This is a genomic window from Bradyrhizobium sp. (genome assembly GCF_004799445.1).
Taxonomy (GTDB): Bacteria; Pseudomonadota; Alphaproteobacteria; order Rhizobiales; family Xanthobacteraceae; genus Bradyrhizobium.
Window position 1 is genome coordinate 1 of sequence record NZ_SSNA01000061.1, and the last position, 26,275, is coordinate 26,275.

At 62.0% G+C, this 26,275-nt stretch carries 28 protein-coding genes; 23 read left to right on the forward strand and 5 right to left on the reverse strand.

What is annotated here, in order from left to right:
- The coding region (locus tag E8A46_RS08295) for a recombinase family protein (protein WP_291559333.1) at positions 1 to 195 on the reverse strand (195 nt) is incomplete at its 3' end.
- A 1,000-nt stretch (positions 196 to 1,195) separates the two neighbouring features.
- Between E8A46_RS08295 and E8A46_RS08300 the strand changes: the two genes are divergently transcribed.
- From E8A46_RS08300 to moaC, 11 genes are all read left to right on the forward strand, one after another.
- Entirely contained in the window at positions 1,196 to 1,813 is a 618-nt protein-coding gene (locus tag E8A46_RS08300; protein WP_291559334.1) for a hypothetical protein, read from the forward strand.
- A 98-nt stretch (positions 1,814 to 1,911) separates the two neighbouring features.
- On the forward strand, positions 1,912 to 2,115 hold the full coding sequence (locus E8A46_RS08305) for an AlpA family phage regulatory protein (protein ID WP_291559337.1): 204 nt from the start codon (positions 1,912 to 1,914) through the stop codon (positions 2,113 to 2,115).
- Positions 2,112 to 2,381, forward strand: coding sequence for a hypothetical protein (locus E8A46_RS08310; protein ID WP_291559339.1), 270 nt, complete (start codon positions 2,112 to 2,114; stop codon positions 2,379 to 2,381). The genes E8A46_RS08305 and E8A46_RS08310 overlap by 4 nt, the downstream gene beginning before the upstream one ends.
- A complete protein-coding gene (locus tag E8A46_RS08315) occupies positions 2,378 to 3,871 on the forward strand; it encodes a phage/plasmid primase, P4 family (RefSeq protein ID WP_291559341.1) in 1,494 nt (497 codons plus the stop codon). The genes E8A46_RS08310 and E8A46_RS08315 overlap by 4 nt, the downstream gene beginning before the upstream one ends.
- A gap of 249 nt (positions 3,872 to 4,120) precedes the next feature.
- Positions 4,121 to 4,345, forward strand: coding sequence for an HGGxSTG domain-containing protein (locus tag E8A46_RS08320; protein WP_291559343.1), 225 nt, complete (start codon positions 4,121 to 4,123; stop codon positions 4,343 to 4,345).
- Positions 4,342 to 4,914 carry a hypothetical protein gene (locus E8A46_RS08325; protein ID WP_291559344.1) on the forward strand — a complete coding sequence of 191 codons (573 nt, stop codon included), beginning with the start codon at positions 4,342 to 4,344 and terminating at the stop codon, positions 4,912 to 4,914. Before E8A46_RS08320 ends, E8A46_RS08325 begins: the two co-directional genes overlap by 4 nt.
- Before the next feature lie 187 nt (positions 4,915 to 5,101).
- Positions 5,102 to 6,226, forward strand: a complete 1,125-nt coding sequence (locus tag E8A46_RS08330) for a tyrosine-type recombinase/integrase (RefSeq protein WP_291559346.1) — start codon at positions 5,102 to 5,104, stop codon at positions 6,224 to 6,226.
- A 39-nt stretch (positions 6,227 to 6,265) separates the two neighbouring features.
- Complete coding sequence (locus E8A46_RS08335; protein ID WP_291559348.1) at positions 6,266 to 8,167, forward strand: SurA N-terminal domain-containing protein; 1,902 nt, start codon at positions 6,266 to 6,268, stop codon at positions 8,165 to 8,167.
- Between the two features lie 87 nt (positions 8,168 to 8,254).
- Positions 8,255 to 9,268: an anthranilate phosphoribosyltransferase gene (trpD, locus tag E8A46_RS08340; RefSeq protein WP_291559350.1), complete on the forward strand. Its 1,014-nt coding sequence runs from the start codon at positions 8,255 to 8,257 to the stop codon at positions 9,266 to 9,268.
- Between the two features lie 14 nt (positions 9,269 to 9,282).
- Positions 9,283 to 10,104, forward strand: a complete 822-nt coding sequence (gene trpC / locus E8A46_RS08345) for an indole-3-glycerol phosphate synthase TrpC (RefSeq protein ID WP_291559352.1) — start codon at positions 9,283 to 9,285, stop codon at positions 10,102 to 10,104.
- 3 nt (positions 10,105 to 10,107) lie between these two features.
- On the forward strand, positions 10,108 to 10,611 hold the full coding sequence (gene moaC / locus E8A46_RS08350; protein ID WP_291559354.1) for a cyclic pyranopterin monophosphate synthase MoaC: 504 nt from the start codon (positions 10,108 to 10,110) through the stop codon (positions 10,609 to 10,611).
- An 85-nt stretch (positions 10,612 to 10,696) separates the two neighbouring features.
- Here the strand turns inward: moaC and E8A46_RS08355 are convergent, their stop codons facing one another.
- Positions 10,697 to 11,290: a CGNR zinc finger domain-containing protein gene (locus tag E8A46_RS08355; RefSeq protein ID WP_291559356.1), complete on the reverse strand. Its 594-nt coding sequence runs from the start codon at positions 11,288 to 11,290 to the stop codon at positions 10,697 to 10,699.
- 103 nt (positions 11,291 to 11,393) lie between these two features.
- On the opposite strand from E8A46_RS08355, the gene E8A46_RS08360 reads away from it, so the two are divergent.
- Both E8A46_RS08360 and E8A46_RS08365 read left to right on the forward strand, forming a co-directional pair.
- A complete protein-coding gene (locus tag E8A46_RS08360; protein WP_291559358.1) occupies positions 11,394 to 12,635 on the forward strand; it encodes an MFS transporter in 1,242 nt (413 codons plus the stop codon).
- 165 nt (positions 12,636 to 12,800) lie between these two features.
- Complete coding sequence (locus E8A46_RS08365) at positions 12,801 to 15,464, forward strand: EAL domain-containing protein (RefSeq protein WP_291559360.1); 2,664 nt, start codon at positions 12,801 to 12,803, stop codon at positions 15,462 to 15,464.
- Between the two features lie 58 nt (positions 15,465 to 15,522).
- Here E8A46_RS08365 and E8A46_RS08370 read toward each other — a convergent pair whose 3' ends face one another.
- The 3 genes from E8A46_RS08370 to E8A46_RS08380 form a co-directional block, all read right to left on the reverse strand.
- Positions 15,523 to 16,860 (reverse strand): S41 family peptidase, encoded by a 1,338-nt coding sequence (locus E8A46_RS08370; protein WP_291559362.1) that lies wholly within the window; start codon positions 16,858 to 16,860, stop codon positions 15,523 to 15,525.
- Between the two features lie 313 nt (positions 16,861 to 17,173).
- The gene (locus E8A46_RS08375; RefSeq protein WP_291559364.1) at positions 17,174 to 17,755 is read right to left on the reverse strand and encodes a cupin domain-containing protein; all 582 of its coding nucleotides are present in this window, start codon (positions 17,753 to 17,755) and stop codon (positions 17,174 to 17,176) included.
- Between the two features lie 105 nt (positions 17,756 to 17,860).
- On the reverse strand, positions 17,861 to 18,352 hold the full coding sequence (locus E8A46_RS08380; protein WP_291559381.1) for a YbhB/YbcL family Raf kinase inhibitor-like protein: 492 nt from the start codon (positions 18,350 to 18,352) through the stop codon (positions 17,861 to 17,863).
- 318 nt (positions 18,353 to 18,670) lie between these two features.
- On the opposite strand from E8A46_RS08380, the gene E8A46_RS08385 reads away from it, so the two are divergent.
- The 10 genes from E8A46_RS08385 (at position 18,671) to E8A46_RS08430 (ending at position 26,182) form a co-directional block, all read left to right on the forward strand.
- A complete protein-coding gene (locus E8A46_RS08385; protein ID WP_291559366.1) occupies positions 18,671 to 19,075 on the forward strand; it encodes a putative quinol monooxygenase in 405 nt (134 codons plus the stop codon).
- A 180-nt stretch (positions 19,076 to 19,255) separates the two neighbouring features.
- Positions 19,256 to 20,386, forward strand: coding sequence for an alpha-hydroxy acid oxidase (locus tag E8A46_RS08390; protein WP_291559368.1), 1,131 nt, complete (start codon positions 19,256 to 19,258; stop codon positions 20,384 to 20,386).
- 74 nt (positions 20,387 to 20,460) lie between these two features.
- Complete coding sequence (locus E8A46_RS08395) at positions 20,461 to 21,093, forward strand: HAD family phosphatase (protein ID WP_291559370.1); 633 nt, start codon at positions 20,461 to 20,463, stop codon at positions 21,091 to 21,093.
- Between the two features lie 735 nt (positions 21,094 to 21,828).
- Complete coding sequence (locus E8A46_RS08400; protein WP_291559372.1) at positions 21,829 to 21,999, forward strand: hypothetical protein; 171 nt, start codon at positions 21,829 to 21,831, stop codon at positions 21,997 to 21,999.
- A gap of 226 nt (positions 22,000 to 22,225) precedes the next feature.
- Entirely contained in the window at positions 22,226 to 22,375 is a 150-nt protein-coding gene (locus E8A46_RS08405) for a hypothetical protein (RefSeq protein ID WP_291559374.1), read from the forward strand.
- A 237-nt stretch (positions 22,376 to 22,612) separates the two neighbouring features.
- Positions 22,613 to 23,824 carry a gephyrin-like molybdotransferase Glp gene (glp, locus tag E8A46_RS08410; protein WP_291559376.1) on the forward strand — a complete coding sequence of 404 codons (1,212 nt, stop codon included), beginning with the start codon at positions 22,613 to 22,615 and terminating at the stop codon, positions 23,822 to 23,824.
- A 208-nt stretch (positions 23,825 to 24,032) separates the two neighbouring features.
- Entirely contained in the window at positions 24,033 to 24,743 is a 711-nt protein-coding gene (gene lexA, locus E8A46_RS08415; protein ID WP_291559377.1) for a transcriptional repressor LexA, read from the forward strand.
- Between the two features lie 428 nt (positions 24,744 to 25,171).
- A complete protein-coding gene (locus E8A46_RS08420) occupies positions 25,172 to 25,594 on the forward strand; it encodes a hypothetical protein (protein ID WP_291559378.1) in 423 nt (140 codons plus the stop codon).
- A 92-nt stretch (positions 25,595 to 25,686) separates the two neighbouring features.
- Positions 25,687 to 25,920, forward strand: coding sequence for a hypothetical protein (locus tag E8A46_RS08425; protein WP_291559379.1), 234 nt, complete (start codon positions 25,687 to 25,689; stop codon positions 25,918 to 25,920).
- Positions 25,907 to 26,182 carry a hypothetical protein gene (locus tag E8A46_RS08430; RefSeq protein ID WP_291559380.1) on the forward strand — a complete coding sequence of 92 codons (276 nt, stop codon included), beginning with the start codon at positions 25,907 to 25,909 and terminating at the stop codon, positions 26,180 to 26,182. The genes E8A46_RS08425 and E8A46_RS08430 overlap by 14 nt, the downstream gene beginning before the upstream one ends.
- The last annotated feature ends 93 nt before the right edge of the window (positions 26,183 to 26,275 follow it).

Consider the following 26,275-nt stretch of genomic DNA (forward strand, 5'->3'; position numbering starts at 1 on the left):
ATCGAGCCCCTGTTGATGCAGAAAAAGATCAACGCCTTTGTCCTGCAGACCTTGCAAAATACCGAGCAGATCCGTCAGCGATCGGCCTAACCGGTCTACCAACCAGGCCGCGACCATGTCGAACCTCTTTGCGTTAACTCCGAGGACATGGGGAAACCAGGCTTCAGGTCCGAGCGTATCTTGTATGATGGCCAAACAACCGAACTACTGGCGGGCGCAATCATAGACGATAGAGATAAAATTTCTGACGGCAAGTCGGGCCATGTCAAGGATTCAAAACGGCAAAAAACGACGGACTCAAATCGTGGATGGGACGACGCGAATTTCTATATAGACGAGCTGCTGGAAGAAAATCAGTAGTGATGACTCATTAACGCGAAGCCCTAGCCGTGTCGACGCAAGCTGAACAAACGCGAGGTAGTTGGCGGCGAGCTGGTCGTACGCATTGCGACCCGTAGCGCCTGCACGATCACACCCCACCCAGCTTATTCGACACGAAATCCATTAGGGTCCAAGCGAAACCCTTGCCCGCTCAGTGTTGCTTGAAGGATGCTTCGGGCAGGCAACGAGCATCTCACGAGGATGCGAGTTTGCTCCAAGCATCCTCCGAGCATGCTCCAAGCATCCTCGAAGCAAGCTTCGAGGATGCTCGAACAGAGCGTGACCCTGACGGAGAAGCTCGACGCTTTGCAACAGTCGGTTGCCAATATTCCGGCGCCGTCGGTCGCTGCGCCTGTTTCCCCGGGGAAATCTAGCCGCTAGCGAACGAATGGAATAGCGTCGCTCGAGCCTGCTTGAAGTGTCGGTCATACCCGACCAGCCGCCGCGCTGGGAGCGGCGCGTCACGTTTAATGGTGAGATGATCGCAAACGGCTTTGAAAACGGGCGCGTAGCGCAGGGAACGCTTCTGCTGTCGGGCAACACGCCCGTCAGCGAAACCAGCGCGCATCCCATTCCATCCTGAACGCTCCGAACAATTCTTGAGGAATGCATGTAGCATGCCCCGAGCATACCGGAAGCGTGCTTCGGGAAGCCGCGATCGAGTGCCTGATATTGGTCGGCGAGTAAGGCGATATGGCACAGGTCAGGTTCACAAAAGAACCGGTTAATAGAACCTGCAAAACCTTTTCACGACGCTCCAAATGAGGGCAGAGTTGTCCTCACCAAGCGCATTCGAACGGTGAGACCCTTGCAAATGCCTTCATTGAAAGTGGATCTCGCCTCTATAATTCGATCCGACAATTTGCGGGCGGAAGAACGCGCTTTTTTGGAGCGGTGGCTATCTCATCCGTTCGCAGATCAAGTCTGGTCGAAAATTGAAGTTGCAATGCAAAGCAACCATGGAGAAGCTGCTGACGGTCTCCGACGGACATTTATTCATGAAATGCTTGCGGCGCTGACTGGTCATGCGGCGGATTCCGCAACTTTCCGCAAGCAAGCAGACAAAGCCGAAAGCCTCGCGCGATTTTTACGCGGCCCCGATTTGCGGCCTCATCCACCGCTTTTGCCAAACTCGGAAGCGCTGATTTCCTCCTTAGAGGATGCGGCCGTGGCCCTGCGAACAATGGCTACCAACCAGATAAATGCTGGGCTAAAGCAAGTAAGCCGGATGGACATAAACGGCTCTAAGAGAAGAGTAATCTTCATGTGGTCCGTGAGCGACCTCTTAGTGGCATTCTGCGGCAAGTTCCTTGATGAGGCAGGGATATTTCTTACCGACGTGGCATTTCCAAGCCAACAAACAACCCTAGATCAAATGCGGGCGGCGCGCCGCCCCACAACTAAGGCCAGTCGCGGCAAATCGGCGGAGTAGTCCGGTGGTGCACTCGCCGATCGAGTGCACCATAGAGGCTGAAACGATTCGAGATATGCAGATCGTACCAAGTGGTTTCAGCGCCAGAGGTAACGATCATGCCGATAGAACCGAATAGCCCGTTTGAATTAGCGAACCAACGCCTGATCTCACGTCGGCAGTTGCAGCAACTTTTACCTATCTCGGCAACGACGATCTGGCGTTTGGAAAAGAACGGTCGGTTTCCAAAGCACGTAACGATTGGTGGTCTTAATTTTTGGCGTGTCACCGAGATCCACGAATATCTGAGCCGGGCACAATGAGGGGCGCAGCCATCCAAGCAACGGTGGTTCCGAACTCGCAAGACGCGATCGTGGAACGTTCCATAGTGTCGCCGGCCCTGGATATCTTTGGACTCCGCTGCTGGGCGCGCGCCTATCTTGTCGACCACGGACTGATGTTTCTGCAAGAAGGAGTTGACGGTTTACAGGATTTCGCTCTTTCGATCGGCTTGGTCGATTTGCTTGGTCAGGATGCCGTGCAAGCGATCATGACAAGCGCGTTCGATCTGCGCCGGCATCGCGCATGACCCGCCCCGGCGACCCTAAGCGACCATGGGCCGATGATCCGACCTTCGGCGGCATGTCCGACGAAGCCGCGGAACCAAGCTGGCGAGCACAGAAGCTGCGAAGGGAAGAAGAAGCGCTACGAGGAAAAAATGTTCTTCTTATGCGGCCGACACCCACTGTGGTTCCGACCGTCGATGTCGTGACGGAGGACAGCGCAGCTTTAATGTTCCGCGATCAATATGCGGGCAAATTTCTATTCGATCACGATCTAAAGACTTGGTTCGTTTGGGACGGCAGTCGCTGGCGGCTCGATAAAACCGCGCTTGCGTTTGAGTACGCCCGACGCCTTGCCCGCGACTTGACCAAAAACCAGTCAACCAGATCGAAGTTAACCGCCAATAGAACCAGTTTCGCCTCGGGGGTTGAGAAGTTTGCCAGGTCTGACCGCGCGTTCGCAGTAGAAGCTTCAGAATGGGATCCTGACTTGTTCTTGCTTGGTACACCGAAGGGAACGGTTAACCTACGAAGCGGCGCGTTGCAGGTCTCGATACCGGAAGACCGCATCAGCAAGCTCACGGCCGTGCCGCCAGCAGTCACTGCAAACTGTCCGCTCTGGCTAAATTTTCTGAACAACACCACCGGCTCCGACCAGCAACTGATTCGCTTCTTGCAGCAGCTTTGCGGCTACGCGCTAACCGGTTCCGTCGTCGAACACGTCATGGCGTTCATTTACGGCGGCGGCGGCAACGGCAAGAGTGTTTTCATCAACACTGTAAGCTCGATCATGGGCGACTACGCCATGAGCGCCGCGATGGATACTTTCACCTCATCCAAAAACGACAAACATCCTACCGAACTTGCTCGCCTAAGGGGCGCACGCTTGGTGACGGCTTCTGAAACGGAAAAATGCCACGCTTGGGCCGAAGCCCGGATCAAAACCTTAACGGGCGGTGACCGGATTGCCGCCCGCTTCATGAGACAGGATTTCTTTGAGTTCACACCACAGTTTAAGCTCATCGTCGTTGGGAACCACAAACCGACGCTGGCAAACGTCGATGACGCGATCAAACGTCGATTTTACGTCATCCCTTTCGTTCGGAAGCCCGCAAGCCCTGATCGACATCTTGAGCGGAAATTGGTGGCCGAGTGGCCAATGATACTGCGATGGATGATCGACGGCTGCCTCGATTGGCAAAAGAACGGATTGGCGCGTCCGGAAACTGTGACAGCCACCACCGACGCCTACTTCGAAGATCAAGACCTGCTCGGCCAATGGATCGACGAGAAGTGTGACGCGGAATCGGACAATCCGCACAAGTGGGAGACTGTCGCGGCCTTATTCGAATCTTGGACAGAATACGCCACCGCGGCCGGCGAACGACCTGGTAGCAAGAAGGCGTTCAACGAGGCCATGCAGTCGCGAGGTTTCCATCCAGCCCGCGGCAGCAAGGGTATCAGGACATTTAAAGGCGTCCGACTGACCGTTCCGGCAGGTCATCATGATGGTTGACTGGGTGACGGGTGACGGGTGGTGGCGGATTTTCCGGTTTGCGCGCTTCACGCACCCGCGCGCGCGTAACGGCTCTAATGGCCAATATTTGTCACAACCCGTCACCCGTCACCCCGCCGATGCTCAAATGACCTTGCCGCCGGCGTTCGTCGGGCCGGCAATGTCATGCAACGGGCCCGAGTACCCCCGGGGTCAAAAAATTTCGGAGTCAACCCTATGAACCGAGACTTGTCCCAACATCTGGCCCAGATGAACGAAACACCGCGCTGCGGGGCCAAGACCCGAACGGGTTCGCTATGCCGGTGCCCGGCGATGCCGAATGGGAAATGCCGCATCCACGGCGGCCTCAGCCCCGGCGCCCCCCGAGGGGCCGCGAACGGCAACTATCGCGACGGCTACTGGACGCGCGAAGCGATCGAGGAGCGCAAACTCATTCGATCGTTGGTCAAAGGCACCCTGGTGGATAGGCCATGAGCAAATCTGAACACCTCCCGGCGACAACGCGCCGGCCCCGCCGGAAGCCGCCCGCGACGATTAGGATCAAAGGCATCCAAGGCAACGTCGTGTCGTTTGGCTCGCCAGATCCCACTGACCTGGCGTGGCGCGAGGAGCTCAACACGGCTTTTGGCACGGTTTCCGACGAATTTGTCGACATGGCCCTCCATCATCTGGAGCGCGCCGCCCGGATGCCCAGCGACGGCGCTTCCGACATGGCCATCAACGGCGCGATCAAGATGATTTCTGCCTTCGCCCCCAAAAACGAGGTGGAAGCCGCCTTAGCGATGCAAGCCGCCTGCACACATATGGCGGCGATGGCGGTGATGTCGAGGATCGGAGGCGCCGGGGGTGGTCCTCAGCGGTTGCCCGGCCTGGCATCGGCAACAGCCAAGCTGTTGCGGGCCTATTGCACCCAGGTGGAGACTTACCGGCGCTTGCGCGGTGGCGGAGATCAGAACATCCGCGTCGAGCACGTCCATGTCCACGAGGGCGGCCAAGCCATCGTTGGCGCAGTCAATTCTCAAGCACGTGAGGTCGAGCGATAAAGATGAGCCGTACCCCTGCCCGCTTCACCCAAGCTGACGTTGCGCGGTCGATTCGCGCGGCCAAGCAGGCTGGCGCAGGTGCGGTTGAATTGCTGCCGGACGGGACCATCAGAATTCGCCTGGACGGACTGCAAAAGCCCTCCCAACCGGTTGAACCGGATCAGGAGGTTGTGCTTTGATTCCGAGCATGCCTCGCCCTCGCCCACCGCACCTACACCGAGAAGCCAACCGTCACGGCACGGTGGTCTGGTATGTCCGCATCGGCAAGGGTCCAAGGATCCGCATCCGGGCTGCCTACGGCACGCCGGAGTTCGAGGAGGCCTATCAGGCCGCCATTCAGGGCGATCGGCCGCGCGGCGCGGCCAAGGCCATGCGCGGTACGCTTGGATGGCTGTTCGATCTCTACCGGCAGACCACCGCCTGGACCGATCTGGCGCGATCCACCCGCTACAAGCGCGAGAAGATCATGATGCGGGTGTTGGACACCGCCGGACACCAGATGGTGGCGGCGATTAATGAGGCCCACGTCACCGCCGGGCGCGAGCGCCGCGCGGCAACGCCGGCTTCCGCCCAGGCCTTCATCGACACGCTGCACGGGCTGTTCAAGTGGGCGGTCAGCGTGAAGCTCGCCGCGGGCGACCCGACGCTGAACGTCAAGGTCAAGACCAAGCCGAAGCGCAAGGGCGGCTACCCGCCGTGGAGCGACGAGGAGATGGCAAAATTCGAGGCGCGTTGGCCGCGCGGCACCCGCGAGCGGGTGACCTTCGATATCCTGGCCTACAGCGGATTGCGGATCGGCGACGTCGCGATCCTCGGCCGTCAACATTTGAAGCAGCGCACGATCGTGATCGATGGGGAGCCGGTGCGCCGGACGGTGATCTCGATCGACAGCGAGAAAACCGGCATGCGGGTCGAGCTGCCGCTGTTGCCGCAGCTCAAGGAAACACTCGACGCCGGGCCCACCGGCGACCTCGCCTTCATCGTCACGCGGCGTGGCACGCCGTGGACCAAGGGCGCGCTGGGGACCGAATTTGTGGCGGCGGCCAGAGCTGCGGGGGTCGCCGGGAAATCAGCCCACGGCATGCGCAAGGCGGCCGCGACGAGGGCTGCCGAGAACGGGGCGACCGAGCGCGAACTGGAGGCGATTTTCGGCTGGTCCGGGGGGCGGATGGCGACGCTCTACACCAAAAGCGCCAACCGCAGTAAGCTTGCGGCGGGGGCCATCGGCAAGCTAGACCGTGCCGAGACCGAAAATAGAACATCTATTCCCGCACCTTCGGCTGAGGTGCGGGCGGGAAACCGAAAAAGTTAATAAAATCAGCCTCTTAATTTTTAGATAGAAGACGGACCCATGCTTCGAGGAATGCGCAAAGCCTCATCAAACTGGCTCGGCAAAATCATAATGGCCACGGTGATGGGCGTCTTGATCATCAGTTTCGGCGTCTGGGGCATCGCCGACATCTTCCGGGGTTTCGGACAGTCGACACTGGCCAAGGTCGGTCACACCGAGATCTCGGCCGAGCAATTCCGCCAGATCTACACCGAGAGACTGCAGCAGATCGGCCGCCAGTTCGGCCGTCCCTTGACCATGGACCAGGCCCGCGCCTTCGGACTCGATCGCCAGGTGCTCCAGCAAACCATTGCGGAAGCAGCCCTTGATGAGGAGGCGCGGCGGCTCGGTCTCGGGCAGTCCAACGACGAAACCATGCGCATGATCTTCAACGACCCCAATTTCAAGGGGGTCAATGGCGCGTTCGACCCGACACGCTTCCAGACCGTGATCCGGCAATTCGGCTTCAGTGAACAGCGCTATATCGCCGATCAGCGGCGGGTGTCGCTGCGGCGTCAAATTGCCGGGACGATTGGAGCCGGCCTCGAGCCGCCGAAAGTCCTGCTTGATGCCCTGGCACGGTTTCAGAACGAGCAGCGCTCCATCGAATACGTCAAGCTCGACGCCGCCCAGGCCGGAGCGATCGATGCGCCATCGCCCGAGACGCTGGCGGCCTATTTCGACGACCACAAGACCCAGTTCCGCGCGCCCGAATATCGCAAGCTATCCTTCGTCGCGGTCACGCCGGAAGAGATCGGCAAATGGTCTGAGGTCTCCGACGAGGACGCCAGAAAGATTTTCGAGCAGCGCCGCGACAGGCTGGGAACGCCGGAACGGCGTCAGGTTTCGCAAATCGTCTTCCCGAACGCCGAAGAAGCCATGGCGGCGCGCAACCGTATCGCATCCGGATTGTCATTCGAGGACCTGGCCAAGGAGCGCGGCCTCAATCCATCAGACGTCGACCTCGGCCTCATCGCGAAATCCGCGATAGTCGATCCGGCAATTGCCAACGCCGCCTTTTCGCTGCAGTCCGGCGAGGTAAGTCAGCCGGAACAGGGCAGGTTCGGCACTGCCCTGGTCAAGATCGGCAAGATCGAGCCGGGGGTCGAGCCATCGTATGAAAGCTCCGCCGCCAACCTCAAAAAGGAGATTGCGAGCGAGCGCGCGCGCGCCAAGGTCGCCGAGCTACGCGACAAAATGGAGGATGAGCGCGGTGGTGGCGCGAGCGTTATCGAGGCAGCTCAGAAACTGGGACTCACCGCCGTCACCATCGACGCCGTGGACCGCTCGGGCCGCCTTTCCAGCGGCCAGCCGGCGCTGAATATTCCCCGCGGCCTGGACGTCGTTTCACAAGCCTTTAACAGCGACGTCGGCGTCGACAACGATCCCATCCAATTCAACGGCGGCTATGTCTGGTACGATGTTCTGGCCATCACGCCATCGCGCGAACGCAACCTTGACGAAGTCAAGGACCAGGTCGAGGCGAAATGGCGCGACGACCAGATCACGAGCCGGTTGCGCGCCAAGGCGACTGACATGGTTCAGAAACTGGAACAGGGCGGCAAGCTCGCCGACGAGGCTGCTCAGGCCGGATTGAATGTCGAGACCGCCGGCGGATTCAAGCGCGACGCCTCCGTGCCCGGCCTGCCCGCCGGCGCGGTCGCGGCGGCGTTTCGCACCGCCAAGGATGGGGTCGGACAAACCCCCGTTGCCGGCGCCAATGCGTGGATCGTCTTCCGCGTCACCGACGTCAGCGTGCCGCCGGTCGATCTTGCCTCGGACGAGATGAAGAAACTGAAGGAAAGCGTTCAGCGCGGACTGACCGACGAACAGCTCGCGGAATACATCACCAAGCTTGAATCGGAAATTGGCACCAGCGTGAACCAGGCTGCGTTCGCGCAGGTGACCGGCGCGAACAACTGACGACGGGTGAAAATGAAGGCGGCTCGCCTGAAATGTAATTTCCCTCACCCCGAGGGCCCTATGTTTGCGTTTCCCTGAAAGCACGCGATGGACAACCTCAAATCTATCATTGGAAAGGTCGCGACCGGCGCGACGCTGTCGAGCGACGAGGCCGCGGCCGCCTTCGACAGTATGATGTCCGGCGAGGCAACGCCCTCGCAGATGGGCGGCTTGCTGATGGCGCTTCGCGTACGCGGCGAGACCGTCGAGGAGATCACCGGCGCGGTGTCCGCCGTGCGCGCCAAGATGCTGCGCGTCAAGGCTCCGGCAGGTGCCGTCGACGTGGTCGGCACCGGCGGCGACGGCTCCGGGTCGGTCAACGTGTCAACCTGCGCCTCCTTCATCGTCGCAGGTGTCGGCGTGCCCGTCGCCAAACACGGCAACCGCGCGCTGTCGTCGCGCTCGGGCGCCGCCGATGTGCTGTCTTCGCTTGGGGTCAGGATCGACATCACGCCCGAGCATGTCGGTCGCTGCGTCGCAGAGGCTGGTATCGGCTTCATGTTCGCGCCGTCGCACCATCCCGCATGGAAGAACGTCGGCCCGACCCGCGTCGAACTGGCAACACGCACCATCTTCAATTTGCTGGGGCCGCTTGCCAATCCCGCCGGCGTCAAGCGGCAAATGGTCGGCGTTTTTTCAAAGCAGTGGGTGCAGCCGCTGGCGCAGGTGCTGAAAAACCTCGGCGCTGAATCGGTCTGGGTGGTGCATGGCTCCGACGGCCTCGATGAAATCACCCTCACCGGCCCGACCTTCGTCGCGGCGCTGGAGAACGGCGCGATCCGCACCTTCGATGTGACGCCCGAGGAAGCCGGCCTGACACGGGTCGCCGGCGAGACGCTGAAGGGCGGCGATGCAAATTTCAACGCGGTCGCGTTGCAAAGCGTGCTGGACGGGATGCCGAGCCCGTATCGCGATGTCGCGTTGCTGAACGCCGCGGCGGCCCTGATCGTTGCCGGCCGCGCGAAAAGCTTGAGGGAAGGCGTGGCGCTCGGCACCCAATCGATCGACAGCGGCGCGGCGGCGGCGCGGCTGAAGCATCTCATCGCAGTCTCCAACAGCTGAGCGCGGGTCCTCCAATGTCCGATATCCTGACCAGGATCGAGGCTTACAAGCGCGAGGAAATCGCCGCTGCCAAGCGCGCCCATCCGCTGGCCAGCCTCGAAGCCAGGGCGAAGACGGCGCCGGCGCCGCGCGGCTTTGTCGCCGCGATCCGCCAAAGGCTCGCGCGCGGTGAGTATGCGCTGATCGCCGAAGTAAAGAAGGCTTCGCCTTCGAGAGGGTTGATCCGCGCCGATTTCGACCCGCCCGCGCTGGCGAAAGCCTATGAAGCCGGCGGTGCCACCTGTCTTTCGGTATTGACCGATACGCCATCGTTCCAGGGCCACCTTGATTTCATGGTGGCGGCCCGCGCAGCCACCGCGCTGCCGGTACTGCGTAAGGATTTCATCTACGACACCTATCAGGTGGTCGAGGCCCGCGCCCATGGCGCCGACTGCATCCTGATCATCATGGCCGCGCTTGACGACGCCATGGCGCGGGACATAGAGGAAGCAGCGGTCGCACAAGGCATGGACGTCCTGATCGAGGTCCACGACCGCGCCGAGCTTGATCGTGCCTTGAAGCTTCGCTCGCCGATGATCGGCGTCAACAACCGGAACCTGCGCACCTTCGAGACCACGCTCGCGACCAGCGAGGCGCTGGCGCCGCTGATTCCGAGAGACCGCCTGATGGTCGGCGAGAGCGGCATCTTCGCGCCCGCCGACCTCGCGCGGCTGGCGCGCCTCGGCATGTCGACATTCCTGGTCGGCGAAAGCCTGATGCGGCAGGCCGACGTGACGGCAGCGACGCGCGCTTTGCTGGCGCGCGGCGACGCCGCGAGCGCGACCGGGACGCGCTGAGACATGCCGCGCCGGTCATCCAGGGACGAACCTGCCCTCACCCACATCGACGCCAAGGGTGACGCGCGGATGGTGGATGTATCGGCAAAGGCCGCGACCGAGCGCACGGCGGTGGCCGAAGGCCGCGTCGTCATGAGCAAGGCGACGCTCGAACTGATCGTGTCAGGCAATGCAAAAAAGGGCGACGTGCTCGGCACCGCGCGTGTCGCCGGCATCATGGCGGCAAAGCGCACCTCGGACCTCATCCCCTTGTGTCATCCGCTGGCTTTGTCGAAGGTCACGCTGGACATTACGCCCGACAAGAATCTGCCCGGCTGTATCGTTCGCGCCGCCGTGAAGGTTACCGGCCCGACCGGGGTCGAGATGGAGGCGCTGACTGCGGTTTCAGTCGCGTGCCTCACGATCTACGACATGATCAAGGCCGTCGAACGCGGTGTCCACATCGAAGGCATTCACCTGGTCGAGAAAATCGGCGGCAAGTCCGGGCATTATCGCGCCGAGGATTAAGCCGCCGGAAAAAACCCGGGCTGCGCATGGGGAATCCAATTCCGACCGGATGCTCGTGCCACGGCAAATGATGCCGTTTCGGCGCTCAGTCGATGTTACGATGGCGCGCGCGATAAGTACGGGTCTTCATCCGGTTCCCGCACAAGGTGGACATGCACCACCGCCGCGTCGCCGGCTTCGACCTGTCGAAGAACACGCGGCGGCACTCCTCGGCCGCGCACATCTTGAGCCGATCCAGAGTTCCCTTGACGGAGCCAACATAGAGCTCCGCCGCTATCGCCGACAACCCGGCCAACGGATCGCTTCGCGCCGGACCGAGCGCCATGTCGCGATCGTTCGAAGCTTCCACGACAAGCGGAAATGCCCGCAAGGCATTGCTCAATGGTCGAATAGCATCCTTGTCTTTGCGCCGCTCGATCGGATCGCATTCCAGATAGGTCCGAACACCCGTTCGCAGCTGCAGCGCAGCGTCGAACATCGCCGGCGTGATCCTGGCGCCCACAGCCAGCAGCCCGTGCTCCGACATCCAGGCCGCGAGTTCCCGCGGATCCGTCAGTGCGTCGCTTTGCACGTGCTGCACGCCGTGATGCGTGAAATGCCTGACGTCGAGCGAATTGGCGAAATCATAGAGATTTGCCAGTTCGTCCGGAACCTTGAATTTTCTCGATTCCTTCGACATTTAGACACCACTAAATCACGTTTACCAGTTGACAGCAATAGACACCTGTATAATGCTTATACCGGTGTTTTTGGCATTTCAAGCACTCTGACGGAGGCGAGCCATGAACCATCAGGCCACGTTGTCCAATCCCCGGCTTTTTTACGGTTGGTTCGTTGTCGCGGCCGCGTTCGCGGTAACTTTCTTCGGCTTCGGCAGCGCTTATACGTTCAGCGCCTTTGTCGAGCCGCTGCAGCGGGACTTCGGCGCGTCGCGCGGATCGGTGTCGCTGGTGTTCTCCCTGGCCGGATTTCTCTACTTCGGCCTCGGGATCGTCAGCGGCCCCCTCGCCGATCGTTTTGGTTCACGCCGCCTCGCCGTCGCCGGCATGATGCTGACCGGCCTTGGGCTGGCGGCTGCTGGCGCCGCGCGCAGCCTGCCGGAGGTATATGCCGCCTACGGGCTTGGTGTCGGGCTCGGCGTCGGCTGCGCCTATGTGCCCGCCATCGGCGCGGTACAGCGCTGGTTCGTGCGCCGTCGCGGCTTTGCTTCCGGTCTGGCCGTGAGCGGCATCGGCGTCGGCACGTTGCTGATGCCGCCGCTTGCGTCGCTCTTGATCCAGATGCTGGGATGGCGCGGCGCCTATCTTGCGCTCGGAGGTCTCGCCGCAGCGGTCGGTGCAGGCTTGGCCATGCTGATTGAAAACGATCCTCGCGACCGCGGCCTCTGGCCCGACGGCGACCTCGGGCAACCGAGCGCTTCGTCGGTGCAGCAGGAGGGGATGTCCGTGCGCGACGCAGTCCGATCGCGCCGTTTCCTGGGCCTTTACCTCAGCTGTTTGATCTGCTCGTTCGGAGTTTTTGTGCCGTTCGTTCACCTCGTGCCCTATGCACGGGACCATGGTGTTGCGCCCTCATCCGCGGTTCTGCTGCTGGGCGTGATCGGCGTCGGCAGCACGGCGGGGCGCTTCATCCTTGGCAGCCTCGCTGACCGGATCGGCCGCGAGTTGTCACTGCTGCTGATGTTCGCGGGCATGGCGCTCGCGTTGGCGACGTGGGCAATTTCGGCTGGCGTCTGGTCGCTCGCCGCCTTCGCCTTCGTCTATGGCGTGTTCTACGGCGGGTGGGTCGCGGTCCTTCCGGCGGTGGTGATGGACTATTTCGGTGGCCGCAACGTCAGCAGCATTATCGGCGTGCTCTACACCAGCGTGGCGTTCGGCACGCTGATCGGTCCGAGCACCGCGGGCTTTGCCTTCGACCTCACCCACAGCTACGCCCTGCCGATCCTGGTCAGCGCCGGCACCAACATCGTCGCCGCCGTCATTGTGGCCGTGATGGCGAGAACCGAGCTGCCGCAAAAGGTCTGACCAACACCGCGACGTCGGCGAGACATTCATTCCGGAACGGGCGCCGCGTTAACCGGCGATTAACCGAGATTGCTAACCTCACCTCCATACCGTTGACGTATCTATGTATCGGCCGGTGCAAGGAGAAATTGCTCCGGCGTTCAGCCATGGCAGTGATCGCGACCCATGACGGCAGACGGTACCGCCTCCTTCAAGCTCAAAGCTTTTTTCCGCAGCGGTACGATCCGTTGGCTCGTCGCCGGCGGCGCATTCCTGATTGCGGCTATCGCGGTCGGCACGACGATCATGGTCGGCAACTTTCGCGACCGAGCTCTGAGCAGCAACGAACGCGAACTGGAAAACACCGTACTGTTGCTGGCCCGTCACTTCGATCAGCAGCTCGAAGATTTCACCGTCATTCTGAAAGACCTTGCCGCACAAGTTCATTCAGAGGCAATCACGCCCGACAGATTCAGAGGACAGTTGGCCACGCTCGAATGGCACGAGGCGCTGAGGGCGAAGATCGGCGCTTTCTCTGATCTCGCCGGCGTCAAGGTGTTTGACGCCAATGGAACGTTGATCAATTCGTCCGACGCCTGGCCGGTGCCGGATGTCCGAATCGCCGATCGAGCCTTCTTCAAGACTTTCAAATCGGGCACTGCAACCACGCCGATTTTGGTCGAACTGGTGCGAAGTCGTTTCAGCGGCGACTGGGCCACTGTCGTCGCTCACCATGTGATCGGGCCGAAGGGCGAGTTTCTCGGTGTCATCACGCGGCCCATCTCGCCCGCCTCCTTCGAGAAATACTTCGCGTCCGTGGCGCTTGGCGAAGGCGCGGCGATTTCAATGTATCACAGTGATGGAACCCTGCTGGCGCGCTATCCGCATGTTGAACGGATGATCGGATCACATATCAGGGCCAGTACGATCTATCGGAAAGTTTTATCGCAATCGAGCCACGGGACGATACGCTCAACCAGCCCGATCGACGGCCAGGAACGGATCGCATCGACCCACGCGTTGAAAAACCTGCCGATTGCGATCATCGCGAGCAAGACTGTCGCGGCGGCGCTGGCCGATTGGCGGGAGCAAACCAGGTTTCTGATTGTCGTGTCCGCCCTCTCCGTGCTGGTCATTGCAGCGATGCTGTTTCTCTTCGTTCGCAAATTGCTGCAGCAGCATCAGGTGGAAAAGCAGCGCTTGGACACTGCGATCAACAACATGACGCAAGGCCTGCTGCTGTTCGATTCTTCGCAGCGGCTTGTCGTTTGCAACCAGCGTTACCTTGAGATGTACGGTTTGTCGGCGGAGGCATTGAGACCCGGCTGCACGTTCCGCGAGGTCGTTGCCCATCGCAAGGCCACAGGATCCTTTGAGGGCGACATCGACGAATACTGTTCACATGTCATGCGCGACATCGGACATAGAAATTCCATGGTTATCGAACCCCCGGACGGACGCTCAATTCAAATCATCAACGAACCGTTGGCGGATGGCGGATGGGTAGCGACCCACGAGGACATCACCGAGCGCACCCGCGCCGAGGAACAGATCAGACATCTCGCCCATTATGATGCGCTGACCGATCTGCCCAATCGCGCATTGTTTCACGAGCGGTTGCGACAGGAACTGGTCCAAATTGTTCCCGGCGAGCAAATGGCGGTGCTGTATATCGACATTGACGAGTTCAAAAGTGTCAACGATTCACTCGGACATATGATTGGCGACGAACTGTTGAAATCGGTGGCCACGCGCCTCGGTCAGTGCGTCGCCGGCACCGACTTCGTCGCTCGGCTGGGAGGCGACGAATTCGCCATCGTTCAGACCTCGGTCAAGAACCCTGCTGAGGTCGCCGACCTCGCAACGCGGGTGTTGGATGCGATCCGCGCTCCTTACGAGTGCCTGGGTCACCAAGTGGCCTCTGACGCCAGTATCGGCATTGCCCTGGCGCCGCAGCATGGCGCCGACCTCGATCAAATCCTGAAGAACGCGGATCTGGCGATGTACGCGGCCAAATCGGCGGGACGCCGGACCTGGCGTTTCTTCGAGCCGACAATGGACGCGCAGGTAAAAGCACGCCGAATGCTGGAGACGGATCTGCGCAAGGCGGTCGCGGACGAGGCGCTGGAGGTCTACTATCAGCCTTGCGTCAGTCTCCAGAGCAACACGATCACCGGCTGCGAAGCGCTGGTGCGCTGGCGGCACGCCGAACGCGGCATGATCTCCCCTGCCGAGTTCATCCCTATCGCGGAAGAGACCGGCCTGATCAATGAACTCGGCGAATGGGTGCTGGCTGCGGCCTGCGCCGAGGCCGCGACATGGCCCGACGACATCAAGCTCGCCGTCAACGTCTCGCCGGTCCAGTTCAGGAGCGGCACTCTGGCGTTGAAGATCGTTGCGGCGCTGGCAGCTTCGGGACTTCAGGCCAACCGGCTGGAACTGGAGATCACCGAGGCGGTTCTGATTCGCGATGACGATGCAGCGCTCGAAATCCTGCACCAGCTTCGTGCCATCGGGGTGCGGATCGCGCTGGATGATTTCGGCACCGGCTATTCCTCGCTGAGCTATTTGCAGCGTTTTCCCTTCGACAAGATCAAGATCGATCGCTGCTTCGTCAACGATATCGCCGAACCGGGCGGGTCCTCCATTGTGCAGGCTGTGGTGAACATCGCCGCGGCGCGACACATGACGACGACGGCCGAAGGCGTCGAAACTCAGCGGCAACTGGAATTGCTGCGCGCGCTGGGCTGCACCGAAATGCAGGGATATCTGTTCAGCCCACCGAGGCCTGCCGCAGAGGCCAGACAAATGTTGTCCGCGCACCGCTCGAGGCCAACGGCCGTGGCCTGAAGGTTCCGGCGCTTCGAGTCGGCCATCGCCGCCGACTGCATCGCAGCCGCGTTGCAGCTCAGTTCGGAACCGTTGCCTTTGGCGATGCCGACGGCACCCCGGCATTGACGGTGACGCCGCGCAACAAATGGTAGGCGGCGGCAAGCGCCTTGTCGTCTTTCTCCACGGGCGGAACATAGGCTTGCGAGCCCGTTTGTTCGGTGCCTTCGGCGGACAGATGTCCGCGCATCGAAGCCTCACCCTTGGTTTCCGAACGGGCTTTCAATTCAGGAGGCACATCCTGAAGCACCTCGATGTCGGGCGTGACGCCCTTCGCCTGGATCGATCGTCCGGACGGCGTAAAATAGCGCGCGGTGGTGAGCGCCAATGCGCCATTGCCGCTGCCGAGCGGGATGATCGTCTGCACCGAACCCTTGCCGAACGAACGGGTGCCGATCAGGGTCGCACGCTTGTGGTCGTGCAATGCTCCGGCGACGATCTCGGACGCCGACGCCGATCCGCCATTGATCAAAACGACGAGCGGTTTGCCCTTGATGAGATCTCCACCCCGCGCCGCAAAGCGCTGGGTTTCCTCCGCCCTGCGGCCCCGCGTCGAGACGACCTCGCCCCGGGCCATGAACGCGCTTGACACGGAGACCGCCTGATCGAGCAATCCACCCGGGTTGTTGCGCAGGTCGACGACATAACCTGCCAGACTCCCTGACGCGATCTGTTTCGATATGTCGCCGATCGCCTTCTTCAGCTCGTCGGCGGTCTGTTCGTTGAACGAGCTGATCCGGATATAGCCGATATTGCCGCCGTCGATGTGATAGCTGACCGGCCGCACGTGGATGATTTCGCGCACGATCGTCACGTTGATTGGAGACTCTGCGCCCTTGCGCAAGACGGTTAGCCGGGTCTTCGTGTCGATCGGCCCTTTCATCTTGTTCACGGCCTGCTCCAGGGTGAGCCCCTGGACCGCTTCGTCATCGATCTGGGTGATCAGGTCGCCTGACATCATGCCAGCCTTCGCCGCGGGCGTGTCGTCCATCGGCGCAACCACCTTGACAAGACCGTCCTCCATCGTGACCTCGATACCAAGCCCGCCGAACTCGCCGTGGGTTGTCTCCTGCATTTCGCGCCAGGCGCTGTCGTTCATGTATCGCGAATGAGGATCAAGCGAGGTGATCATGCCGTCGATCGCGCCCTCGACCAGCTTGGCGTCGTCGGGCTTCTCGACGTAGTCGGTCCTGACGCGCTCGAACACCTCGCCAAACAGATTGAGGTGCGAATAGGTGTCGGCACCGGCCATGGCCTTGGCCGCCGCGACCAGTTGCGCGCCCTGCGGCCCGGTAAAGAGAAGGGTCAGGCAGACACCTGCGGCCGCGCCGAGAAAAAACACGGAATTCTTGCGCATGGTTGGCGAACCTTCTCGCTGTCGGTGGCGGCCCTGTCGGCCAGGTAACAGGCTTTGTTGCTCGGTCCGGCCCATAGCTCACGATACCTTTCTGGTATCATTGAGGCCGCTGTGCCAAATCAGGGGGCCGGAGCAGAAGCCGCGCCCGGATGCCGAGCCAACGGCCAAGCCACCACGGAAGGTTGCGAGCGCCCCTTCGGTCCACGTCAAATATACCCGCTCTGCCGCCGCGGCAAAACCGCAATTCCGCTTCATGTCCAATTTGTAACGGGCATCACAAGGACCGTCGGAACGGCGCCGGGGACCCGCCGTTCTATGGTTGCCTGGAATCCATCAGCACGAACAGGATCCGGCAGGTCTCTGTTCCGTGATTGACCCAGGCGTGATTGGTCGCCTGTTGTATGATGGTGTCACCAGGCTTGAGATGAACCAGGGTGTCATCGAGCATCATGTCGATTTCGCCCGACAATACCACGGCATAGTCGACGCTGCGGGTGCGATGCATCAGCGGGTGCGTTACGGGTAGCCCTCGCGCCGGCGCTACGGGTCCGACCGCCTTCATCAAAAACCCGGGCTCCATCTTGGCTTCGCTCGCCGCATCGAGCGGCGGAAACTCCACCACGCGGAACTTGGTGCCGTTATCGAGCGGCGACACGCCGACCGGAATCGCCGAGGTATCGTCCTTGAAGGAGAAGCTGAGCGGATAGGTATTGGTGACCCAGAGGTTGGTGGCATTCAAACCGTACGGCCCCGTCTGCAGCGCCATGCGGCTGTCGAACATCACCACCGACTTGTTGTTGGCGTCCAATCCCGTGACGACGCGGCGAATGTCCGAGGCGTCGGCGGTTGAGCCTGCGAGCAGAGCGGCGAGCGCGCAGATAGTCTGGCGGATCATGATCTAACTCCCTGTCGGCGATGAAGGCTGATCTTGACGGCAGCGCGTGCCGAGGAGCGAGCATGGCAGGAGCTGCACGGGCCGGCAATATCGCACGATCGACGATCAGCGGCCGTAGATACCCGTCAGGGTCGCCTTCGCAAGGGTATGGAAGTGCAAATCGAAACCGACCAGCGCGGCGGATGCGTTATGGTTTTTGGCAAATGGCAGCTTGTCGACATCCACCGCAAAAACCGTGATCTGGTAACGATGCGGCTTGTCGCCCGCCGGCGGACACGGGCCGCCATATCCGTCAGTGCTCAAATCGGTCCGGCTCTGAATCGCGCCTTTGGGCATCAGCTTCTTCTTCACGTCGCCCGCGCCCTTTGGAAACGAAGTCGTCGCAGCCGGAATGTTGAATACGACCCAGTGCCAAAAACCGCTGCCGGTCGGCGCATCCGGATCAAACATGCTGACGGCGAAGCTCTTGGTGCCGGTTGGCGCGCCGCTCCAGCTCAGGGCCGGCGAGATGTTGCCGCCGCTGCACCCGAAACCGGCCAGCACCTGCTCGTTGGCAATCATGGCGCCCTCGCTGATTTCCGGGCTGGTCAAGGTCATGCTCTGCGCCCCAGCCGCGTCCGCGCCCAACGCGCTCACACCGAGCGCCGCGATCCAGACCGCCAGTCTTTTCATGACAATTCCTCCCCCTCGCTGAGCCAGGCGTGTTTGGATAGTCGCGAAAAATAGTCCCGAACTGGCGCCAAGCTTAGCAATTTTCGGCATCGCGTGGAAGGTCCGGAAGCGGCGGGCGACAGGCTTACCTGACCCGAAGCAATCGGTTATGGATATCCTCAAGGCGCGAGGCCAGCTCGTCGAGACTTGGCCGGCGCTTGCCACCGGAAATAATTCCGGGGCAGCCATCGGGAGGATCATCACATGCTCAAAACAGTTTGGAGCGCTGCAGCCATTGCGTTGCTCGCGGCTTCTGCGTTCGTGCTGCCAATGCCGGGCCAGCACGCGGCCGCGCAATCGGCCGGAATGTTCGTCAACGCCGTCGATCTCGACATCGTGCCGGCCGAGCGCGACAACTATCTGGCCGCGATCAAGGAAAACGGCGCGGCTGCCGCCAGGGAGCCCGGTTGCCGCCGGTTTGACATCCTCAATCTCGCGAGCGACCCCAACCATTTCCTGCTCTACGAAGTCTATGACAACGAGGCGGCATTCAAGGCGCACCGCGAAACCGAGCATTTCAAGAAATATGCCGCCGCCACGGCCAAAATGGTCGCCAAGCGCGACGCCAGGCCGATGTCGGTGATTGCATCGAACGCCCAGGCCAAGTAACGGAGCCAAATAACGGAGCCAGCTAACCCACCTTCCGCTTAAGCGATGCATCAGCCGGTTCATGGTCGCCGGCTGTGCATTTCCCGCATACGAGCGCCGCGCGAGCTTGCCTAGCGGTTCGCTGACATTTGCGGGACAGCTTTTGACGCAACAGCCGTCGGAAATTCCCAGGAGTATACGATGAACGAGGCGACCCGCATCGCGGCAACAAACGAACTTGGCGCCAGCACGGAAGAATTCCAGAATCTTCACGAGTTCGCGCAGAAGGCGCGTGCCAGCCTCAACCAGAACGCCTGGGATTATATCGTCGGCGCCGCCGAGACCGAGACCACCATGCGCCGCAACCGCATGGCGCTTGACGAGATTGCCTTCCGGCCGCGGGTGCTGCGCAATGTCGCTCGCGTCGATGCCTCCGCCGAGCTGTTCGGCCGTAAATTGCGCCTGCCGGTGATGATGGCGCCGGTCGGCGCGCTCGAGATCTTCGATCCGGCGGGTGCCGCTGCCAGCGTCGCGCGCGGCGCCGGCAGGTTCGGCGCCGCCCATATGCTCAGTTCGGTATCGGAGCCAGGCCTGGAGAAGGTCGCCGAGGCAGCGCCCGACGCGCTGCGCATCTATCAGCTCTACGTTCGCGGCGACGATGCCTTTGTCGAGGATCGTGTCAGCCGCGCGATCGCCGGCGGCTATACTGCCTTCTGCCTGACCGTCGACACCGCCCATTACAGCCGCCGCGAGCGCGATATCGCCAAGCGCTACGTCCGCGAAAGCCGCTTGCGCGCCACCGGCGGCGACTTCCAGAAGGGCCTGGAATGGCGCACCGTCAAGCTGATCAAGGACAAGTACAAGATCCCGCTGGTCCTCAAGGGCATCGCCACCGCGGAGGACGCTGGCGTTGCGCTCGATCACGGGGTCGAGTGGATCTATGTGTCGAACCATGGCGGGCGCCAGCTCGACCACGGCCGTGGGTCCATGCATGTGCTGCCGGAAATCGTCAACGCGGTGAAGGGCCGCGCGAAAATCATGGTCGACGGGTCGTTCTGCCGCGGCAGCGACATCGTCAAGGCGATCGCGCTGGGCGCCGATCTCGTCGGCATCGGCCGCCTGCAATGCTGGGCGCTGGCGGCCGCTGGTGAAACCGGAATCGTGCGGATGCTGGAACTCCTGGAAGACGAGGTGATCCGTTGCCTGGGGCTGCTCGGGGTCACGAAATTTTCCGAACTCGACAAAACCTATCTGCATCCGGCAACACCGACCAACCTGCCCGATGTCTTCAGCGCGTTCCCGCTGCTGGACATCGAGCCGTATCGGTATTGAGGGAAAATCGGGACGGAAGCCGGTAGCCCGACGGGTCGGTTGCTCCTCGTGCCCGATTTTCGTAAACCGCATCGATGACCTCTCCCCTGCTCTCTCCCGGCGCGGCCGACGCGCTGCTATTCGATCTCGGCCGCGTGGTGCTCGACATCGACTTCAGCAAGGTGGTCGCCTGCTGGGCCGGTCACGCCGGCTGCGAGCCCACGCATCTGGCGGGACGATTCTCGTGGCGTGACGAATTTTATCAGCGGCACGAGAAGGGCGAGATCAGCGACGCCGAGTTTTTTGCCGCGCTCCGCGCCGCGCTGGGCGTCGACCTCTCCGACGCCCAGTTCCTGGAAGGATGGAACAAGATCTTCACGGGTGAAATGCCGGGCATTGCGAAGCTGTTGGCGCGCGCCGCGCAGCGCCTGCCGCTTTACGCCTTCTCCAATACCAACAATGCCCACGTCGAACATTTTTCGGAACAATATGCCGACGTGCTCGGCCATTTCCGCGAAATATTTCTGTCCTCCGCCATCGGGCTTCGGAAACCCGACGCGGAGGCCTTTGGTCACGTGGTGAAGGAGATTGGCGTGCCGGCCGAGCGCATCGTGTTCTTCGACGACCTTGCCGAGAACATCGAGGGCGCGCGTGACAGCGGTCTGATTGCGGTTCACGTGGCTTCTCCCGGCGACGTGGACAGAGCGCTGGCCGCGCTCGGGATTTAGCGAAAGCCAAATCGGCGCCGCCAGCCCCGTCATTGCGAGCGACAACGAAGCAATCCATCGCGCCGCAGCAACACTATGGATTGCTTCGTCGCTTTCCACCTTCGCTCGTTGAGCTACGGCGGACAGGTCGCTCCCTTGCGAAAACGCTTCGCGTTTGTCGCAGGCAATGACGGAGGACATGCCTTCCCGTTCCCGCGGCGCGTTTCGCCCGAGTTGTTCAGCAATCATCCGCCTTCTGCCATCAGAGGGCGCAGGGAATGCCGGGCGCCCGATGCGCCCGCAGCCGCGCGTGTAGTGGTAGTAAACACGCGCGTTAGTCACCACGGTCACACCGGAAAACGCCCGGCATTCCCCGCGCAATGGTTTTAACGGGTTCCTTCGTGCTCTCCCCGGTGACCGGGCTTTCTTGCCACCGTCGCTTGCGCGGATGACTCCGCGAAACTTGATGCCAGCGTCGGGGCATCAGGACCACACGACTTCGCCGTCCGCATCAGCGCCGCTCGTCTCGCGTCGCCAAAGCGTCCACCGCATCCCGCACCAACGTCCGTGACGATCATGATACGCCCCTCTTGTGGGACGGGATGGCGGAATCAATAATGCTGTGTCTACCAAATCGCGAAGCGAAATATTTTTCGCTGCAGGGCTGGACACAGCGGCTGGACACGAAATGACAAAACAGCCCGTCGGGCAAATCATACCGACGGCGGTCGCCAATGACTCACTCGTCATCCTGAGGTGCGAGCGAAGCGAGCCTCGAAGGAGATCGTCAAGGGCGACGGCCGGCAGGCCGCCGCCGACCGGCTCAACATCACCGTCGGGACGGCGCGAAGCCACTTGTCCAGTATCTTCGACAAGACCGGCACCAAACGTCAGGCCGAGCTGGTGCGATTGCTGTTTCGGAAGTGAAGCGTGGCGAGGCCGATGGCCGGCTCTCACACTGAGGCTCTCGCGCTGACACGCACTTAGGGTGCAAATGTTCCTGGCGGCGCGACGACGGCCCGCGATGCCAGGACGCCGCGGCAGCGGCCCCAACGCATTGATGTCTATCCGCCGAACGTCCGATGCGGCCCGCGCACAACTCTGGCAAATCTATCGCCGGGGTTGGAGGCCATTGCCAGGAAATCGAGACATCATGTCCATATTCGTTCGAACGGTGCCTTACTACGAAAAGCTGACGATTAATGTTTCTGCCGAATTTCTGTCCGTTGCTCTGTTTTCCGGGATCGGGTTGCTGGTCGGACTGATCGCCGCGGGCTGCGGCGAGCAGGGCGTCTGGTTCTAGTCTGTCGTTGCAGAAGCGGAGGCCGCGCCCGAAAACGCGCGCGGCCGAATGGACAAATACCCGCGACAAATCTGCCATCGGAATGCGCCGCCGAGGCCGAGATAGGTTTAGGGCGTCATCCTGACCTCTGATATTCGCGGCGTCCTCTGCCCGCGCCTTTTGCTTCCAGGCGCACTCTCCGTTAGAAGGCACGCACGATGGTTGCTGACGCCGGTAGATCGACCGGGGAGGAACGCCGTGGCCTTGATACCAGTCGCCGACGCCCTGGCCGCCGTCCTCGCGGGCGCCGACCCGCTGCCTGAGGAAATGGTCGTGCTCGACGTGGCCCATCACCGGGTGCTGGCACACGACGTCGCGGCGTTGCGCACCCAGCCGCCGCAGGCGATGTCGGCGATGGACGGCTATGCAGTGCGTTCGATCGACGCCGCCCGGGCCGCGACGTGGCTCAAGGTGATCGGCGAGGTAGCCGCCGGCCGGCCGTTCGAGCGGGCGGTTGGCGCCGGCGAAGCGATCCGCATCTTTACCGGCGGCGTGATTCCCGAAGGCGCCGACGCCGTCATCATTCAGGAAGATACCGTGATCGAAGGCGGCGGCATCACCATCACCGAAGCCGCGATCCGGGGACGCCATGTCCGCCCCGCCGGGGTCGACTTTCACAGGGGTGACGTGCTGCTGGCCGCCGGCCACCGCCTTACCGACCGCGATCTGTCGCTCGCGGCCGGCATGAATTATCCGCAACTTCCCGTGCGCCGCCGGCCCAGGGTCGCGATCCTCGCCACCGGCGACGAGCTGGTGATGCCGGGCGAGACCCCCGGCCCCGGACAGATCGTCTATTCCAACGGCTACGCGCTGCGGGCACTGGCCCGTGACGAGGGGGCGGAGACCATCGATCTCGGCATTGCCACCGACACCATCGAGGCCACCACCGACGGCATCCGCCGCGCCCGCGACCTTGGCGCCGACATTCTCGTCACCACCGGTGGCGCCTCGGTCGGCGACCACGACCTCGTCAAACGGTCGCTCGAGGCTGAAGGCGTGGCGATGGCGTTCTGGCGGATCGCGATGCGGCCGGGCAAGCCGATGATGCATGGGCGGCTCGGCGCCATGCGGGTGATCGGCCTGCCCGGCAATCCCGTGTCATCCTACGTCTGCGGCTTCCTGTTTCTGGTACCGCTGATTCGCAGGCTGTCGGGGCGATCGGTGGTCCACCACGCGCGTGAGGCCGCGCTGCTGGGGCGCCAAGTGGCCGCCAACGACCTGCGCGAGGACTATCTGCGGGCGCGCCTTGAAGCGCGCGGCGATGGCGCCCTGATCGCCACACCGGTCGATCATCAGGACTCTTCGCTGTTGGGGAATCTCGCTGCGGCACGGGCGCTTGTGATCCGCCCCCCCTTTGCGCCCGCCGCCGCCGCCGGCTCCGCATGCGACATCCTGCGATTGCCGCACTGAGCCGCAAAACCCTTGTTCCTGGAAAGCCGTTTTGTTGACGAGAAATTAAGTGGTTGCGGAACACATATGGAACATATAGTGTTCGTTCATGATTTGTTTCGACTTTGACGGCTACAAACGGGAGTCAGTGACTCCAGAGCGTCAAATTTAGACGCCTCGAAGCTAGACGTCTCGGAATCGAACGACAGCAACCTGGGGACTGGTCGAGATGCTCACGCGCAAACAATACGAACTCCTGCGATTCATCAGCGAGCGCCTGAAGGAGTCAGGCGTACCGCCCTCCTTCGACGAGATGAAGGACGCGCTGGATCTGCGCTCGAAGTCCGGTATCCACCGTCTCATCACCGCGCTGGAAGAGCGCGGCTTCATTCGGCGGTTGCCGAACCGCGCTCGCGCGATCGAGGTGATCAAACTGCCCGAGATTTCGGGAGGCGGTAACGGCAATGGCCGGCGCGGCTTTACGCCAAGTGTCATCGAAGGCACGCTCGGCAAGGTCCGCAGCGGCGGCAGCATAGGCGCAGACGACGACGGCAGCCGTTCGGTGGCCGTGCCGGTCATGGGCCGGATCGCCGCCGGCACCCCCATCGAGGCGTTGCAGACCCGCAGCCATACCATCAGCGTGCCGCCGGACATGCTCGGCTCAGGTGAACACTACGCGCTCGAAGTGCGCGGCGATTCCATGGTGGATGCCGGAATCCTCGACGGCGATATGGCGCTGATCCAGCGCAACGAGACCGCCGAGACCGGCGACATCGTGGTGGCGCTGATCGACGAAGAGGAAGCCACCTTGAAGCGCTTCCGCCGCCGCGGCGCGTCGATTGCGCTGGAGCCGGCCAATACCTCCTATGAAGTCCGCATCCTGCCGCCCAACCGGGTGAAGATTCAGGGCAAACTGATCGGTCTGTACCGGAAGTATTGATTGGATTGGCTCGGAGTGCCTTTGTCGCCCGTCCGGGATACGCACCAAACCGGGGTTTATCCCGGCAGGGTCGTATCATTGCCCAGCTAGGCAACGGCCGATTTGGGAGGCAAATCCATGGTCGCGATCGTGGCGATGGATTTTTGGGCTCGCATCGGTGCCCGTAATCGGGCCCGCGCTTGACGTGGCCCCGTCGGACCTGCCCTGCGGAATGCCCCCAAGCCAAATACCCGCAAACGCATTTGTGATTTGGCCCGCAGACTGGAGCCGCACAATTGCCGCCAACGCGGAACAGCCTAGAACTTGATGTCCACTCTGATAGAGGCCTGCGCCTCTTTCGATTGAGCATGATTGGGAACGCCGGTTCCACTTTTCCGGATCGTGCTCGCAGCGGCGCTGGTTGGCTATCTCGAACGAGGAGCAACCCGATGTGTGACTATAGTCTGCACGCCGTAGACACGCGCCCCGCGCAAGTGGGAGAGACGTTGATCACCACAACATTCCGCGGCACTTCGACACGTGGTTTCGCATCCGAATGTGAGCCTGAGGTCGCGGTCTGCATGCTGCCCGGGACCGAACTGGCGTTCGCCGAGAACGTCAAATATGACAAGAGGTGGATTTGGACCCGGCAAATCAATTTCCGGGTGGGCAAGTTCGGCGCGACCGATCACGACATTCCAGATCGGCATCGTGACACGATTGAATTTCCCGACGGAAGCCGGGTGCTGGTGACGCTGCTCTGCGAGGGGCAGCGCGCGACGGTGCTGCAGCTGCCCGTGGTCCAGCGAACTGCGGACCGCGCCGCAGTCGTTGCCAGGGCGTCGGCGGCGGCGCCGGTCTCCACCGGTTAGCGCCTGGCCAGCGCACCCCGCCGGTTCCGGCCGACGGGGTCCAGCGCGCGCTCCATCGACAATGCTTCCTCGAGCCGCATGCAAGGCTTACCATGACGTCAAGCCTTGCCAGGAAACCAGAGCTTGCCAGGAATCACGGCGACGACGCGCGCGCCGAGGAACTGGAGCATCTGAAACTGGCGCTGGCGACATTCGCATTGCAGCTCGATGCCTTCGAAATGCGGACGCATGGATTGCTACTGGCGGCCGGCAAGCCCGGGAATCCTGTCCCAGCGCCTGACCGCGGCCGTGGACCTCGGAAGGACGACCTGATTGGCGGTCAATAAAGTCACATGGCAGCAAGTGGGGCACGTCAGCGAACCCGGCCGCTACATGTTCAGGTTCGGGTGGCTGACGATCGCCGCGGAAGATCTCGCGGTCTGGGGGCAATTCCCCGATGCGGTGTTTGCGCTGGTCAAAACGGCGGCCGCGACGGCGACCGACGAGGCGGAAGAATTCCACCTCGGCGCCTTCGAACTGCGCGAAAGTTCGCTGGGTGGCGAGAGCCGAGACGCTGCGCCAGATCCTGCCGAACGGTTTCGCCGGTGATCAGCGCCCGGGGTTACTTCGGCGTCGTCGATGCGGGATTGGCCTGCACATAGGGACCGGTCTGTATTCGACGAATGACGGTCGCGAAATCCT

Excerpts from the sequence above, each read along its gene's own strand:
- E8A46_RS08370 (WP_291559362.1), bottom strand. The coding sequence starts at position 16,860 with ATGCGCAAGAATTCCGTGTTTTTTCTCGGCGCGGCCGCAGGTGTCTGC.
- E8A46_RS08320 (WP_291559343.1), top strand. The coding sequence starts at position 4,121 with ATGAACGAAACACCGCGCTGCGGGGCCAAGACCCGAACGGGTTCGCTA.
- E8A46_RS08405 (WP_291559374.1), top strand. The coding sequence starts at position 22,226 with ATGTCCATATTCGTTCGAACGGTGCCTTACTACGAAAAGCTGACGATT.
- E8A46_RS08315 (WP_291559341.1), top strand. The coding sequence starts at position 2,378 with ATGACCCGCCCCGGCGACCCTAAGCGACCATGGGCCGATGATCCGACC.
- trpC (WP_291559352.1), top strand. The coding sequence starts at position 9,283 with ATGTCCGATATCCTGACCAGGATCGAGGCTTACAAGCGCGAGGAAATC.
- lexA (WP_291559377.1), top strand. The coding sequence starts at position 24,033 with ATGCTCACGCGCAAACAATACGAACTCCTGCGATTCATCAGCGAGCGC.
- E8A46_RS08420 (WP_291559378.1), top strand. The coding sequence starts at position 25,172 with ATGTGTGACTATAGTCTGCACGCCGTAGACACGCGCCCCGCGCAAGTG.
- trpD (WP_291559350.1), top strand. The coding sequence starts at position 8,255 with ATGGACAACCTCAAATCTATCATTGGAAAGGTCGCGACCGGCGCGACG.
- E8A46_RS08355 (WP_291559356.1), bottom strand. The coding sequence starts at position 11,290 with ATGTCGAAGGAATCGAGAAAATTCAAGGTTCCGGACGAACTGGCAAAT.
- E8A46_RS08380 (WP_291559381.1), bottom strand. The coding sequence starts at position 18,352 with ATGACCTTGACCAGCCCGGAAATCAGCGAGGGCGCCATGATTGCCAAC.
- E8A46_RS08390 (WP_291559368.1), top strand. The coding sequence starts at position 19,256 with ATGAACGAGGCGACCCGCATCGCGGCAACAAACGAACTTGGCGCCAGC.
- E8A46_RS08330 (WP_291559346.1), top strand. The coding sequence starts at position 5,102 with ATGCCTCGCCCTCGCCCACCGCACCTACACCGAGAAGCCAACCGTCAC.
- moaC (WP_291559354.1), top strand. The coding sequence starts at position 10,108 with ATGCCGCGCCGGTCATCCAGGGACGAACCTGCCCTCACCCACATCGAC.
- E8A46_RS08335 (WP_291559348.1), top strand. The coding sequence starts at position 6,266 with ATGCTTCGAGGAATGCGCAAAGCCTCATCAAACTGGCTCGGCAAAATC.
- E8A46_RS08325 (WP_291559344.1), top strand. The coding sequence starts at position 4,342 with ATGAGCAAATCTGAACACCTCCCGGCGACAACGCGCCGGCCCCGCCGG.
- E8A46_RS08365 (WP_291559360.1), top strand. The coding sequence starts at position 12,801 with ATGACGGCAGACGGTACCGCCTCCTTCAAGCTCAAAGCTTTTTTCCGC.
- E8A46_RS08300 (WP_291559334.1), top strand. The coding sequence starts at position 1,196 with ATGCCTTCATTGAAAGTGGATCTCGCCTCTATAATTCGATCCGACAAT.
- E8A46_RS08385 (WP_291559366.1), top strand. The coding sequence starts at position 18,671 with ATGCTCAAAACAGTTTGGAGCGCTGCAGCCATTGCGTTGCTCGCGGCT.
- E8A46_RS08395 (WP_291559370.1), top strand. The coding sequence starts at position 20,461 with ATGACCTCTCCCCTGCTCTCTCCCGGCGCGGCCGACGCGCTGCTATTC.
- E8A46_RS08310 (WP_291559339.1), top strand. The coding sequence starts at position 2,112 with ATGAGGGGCGCAGCCATCCAAGCAACGGTGGTTCCGAACTCGCAAGAC.
- E8A46_RS08360 (WP_291559358.1), top strand. The coding sequence starts at position 11,394 with ATGAACCATCAGGCCACGTTGTCCAATCCCCGGCTTTTTTACGGTTGG.
- E8A46_RS08305 (WP_291559337.1), top strand. The coding sequence starts at position 1,912 with ATGCCGATAGAACCGAATAGCCCGTTTGAATTAGCGAACCAACGCCTG.
- E8A46_RS08375 (WP_291559364.1), bottom strand. The coding sequence starts at position 17,755 with ATGATCCGCCAGACTATCTGCGCGCTCGCCGCTCTGCTCGCAGGCTCA.
- E8A46_RS08425 (WP_291559379.1), top strand. The coding sequence starts at position 25,687 with ATGACGTCAAGCCTTGCCAGGAAACCAGAGCTTGCCAGGAATCACGGC.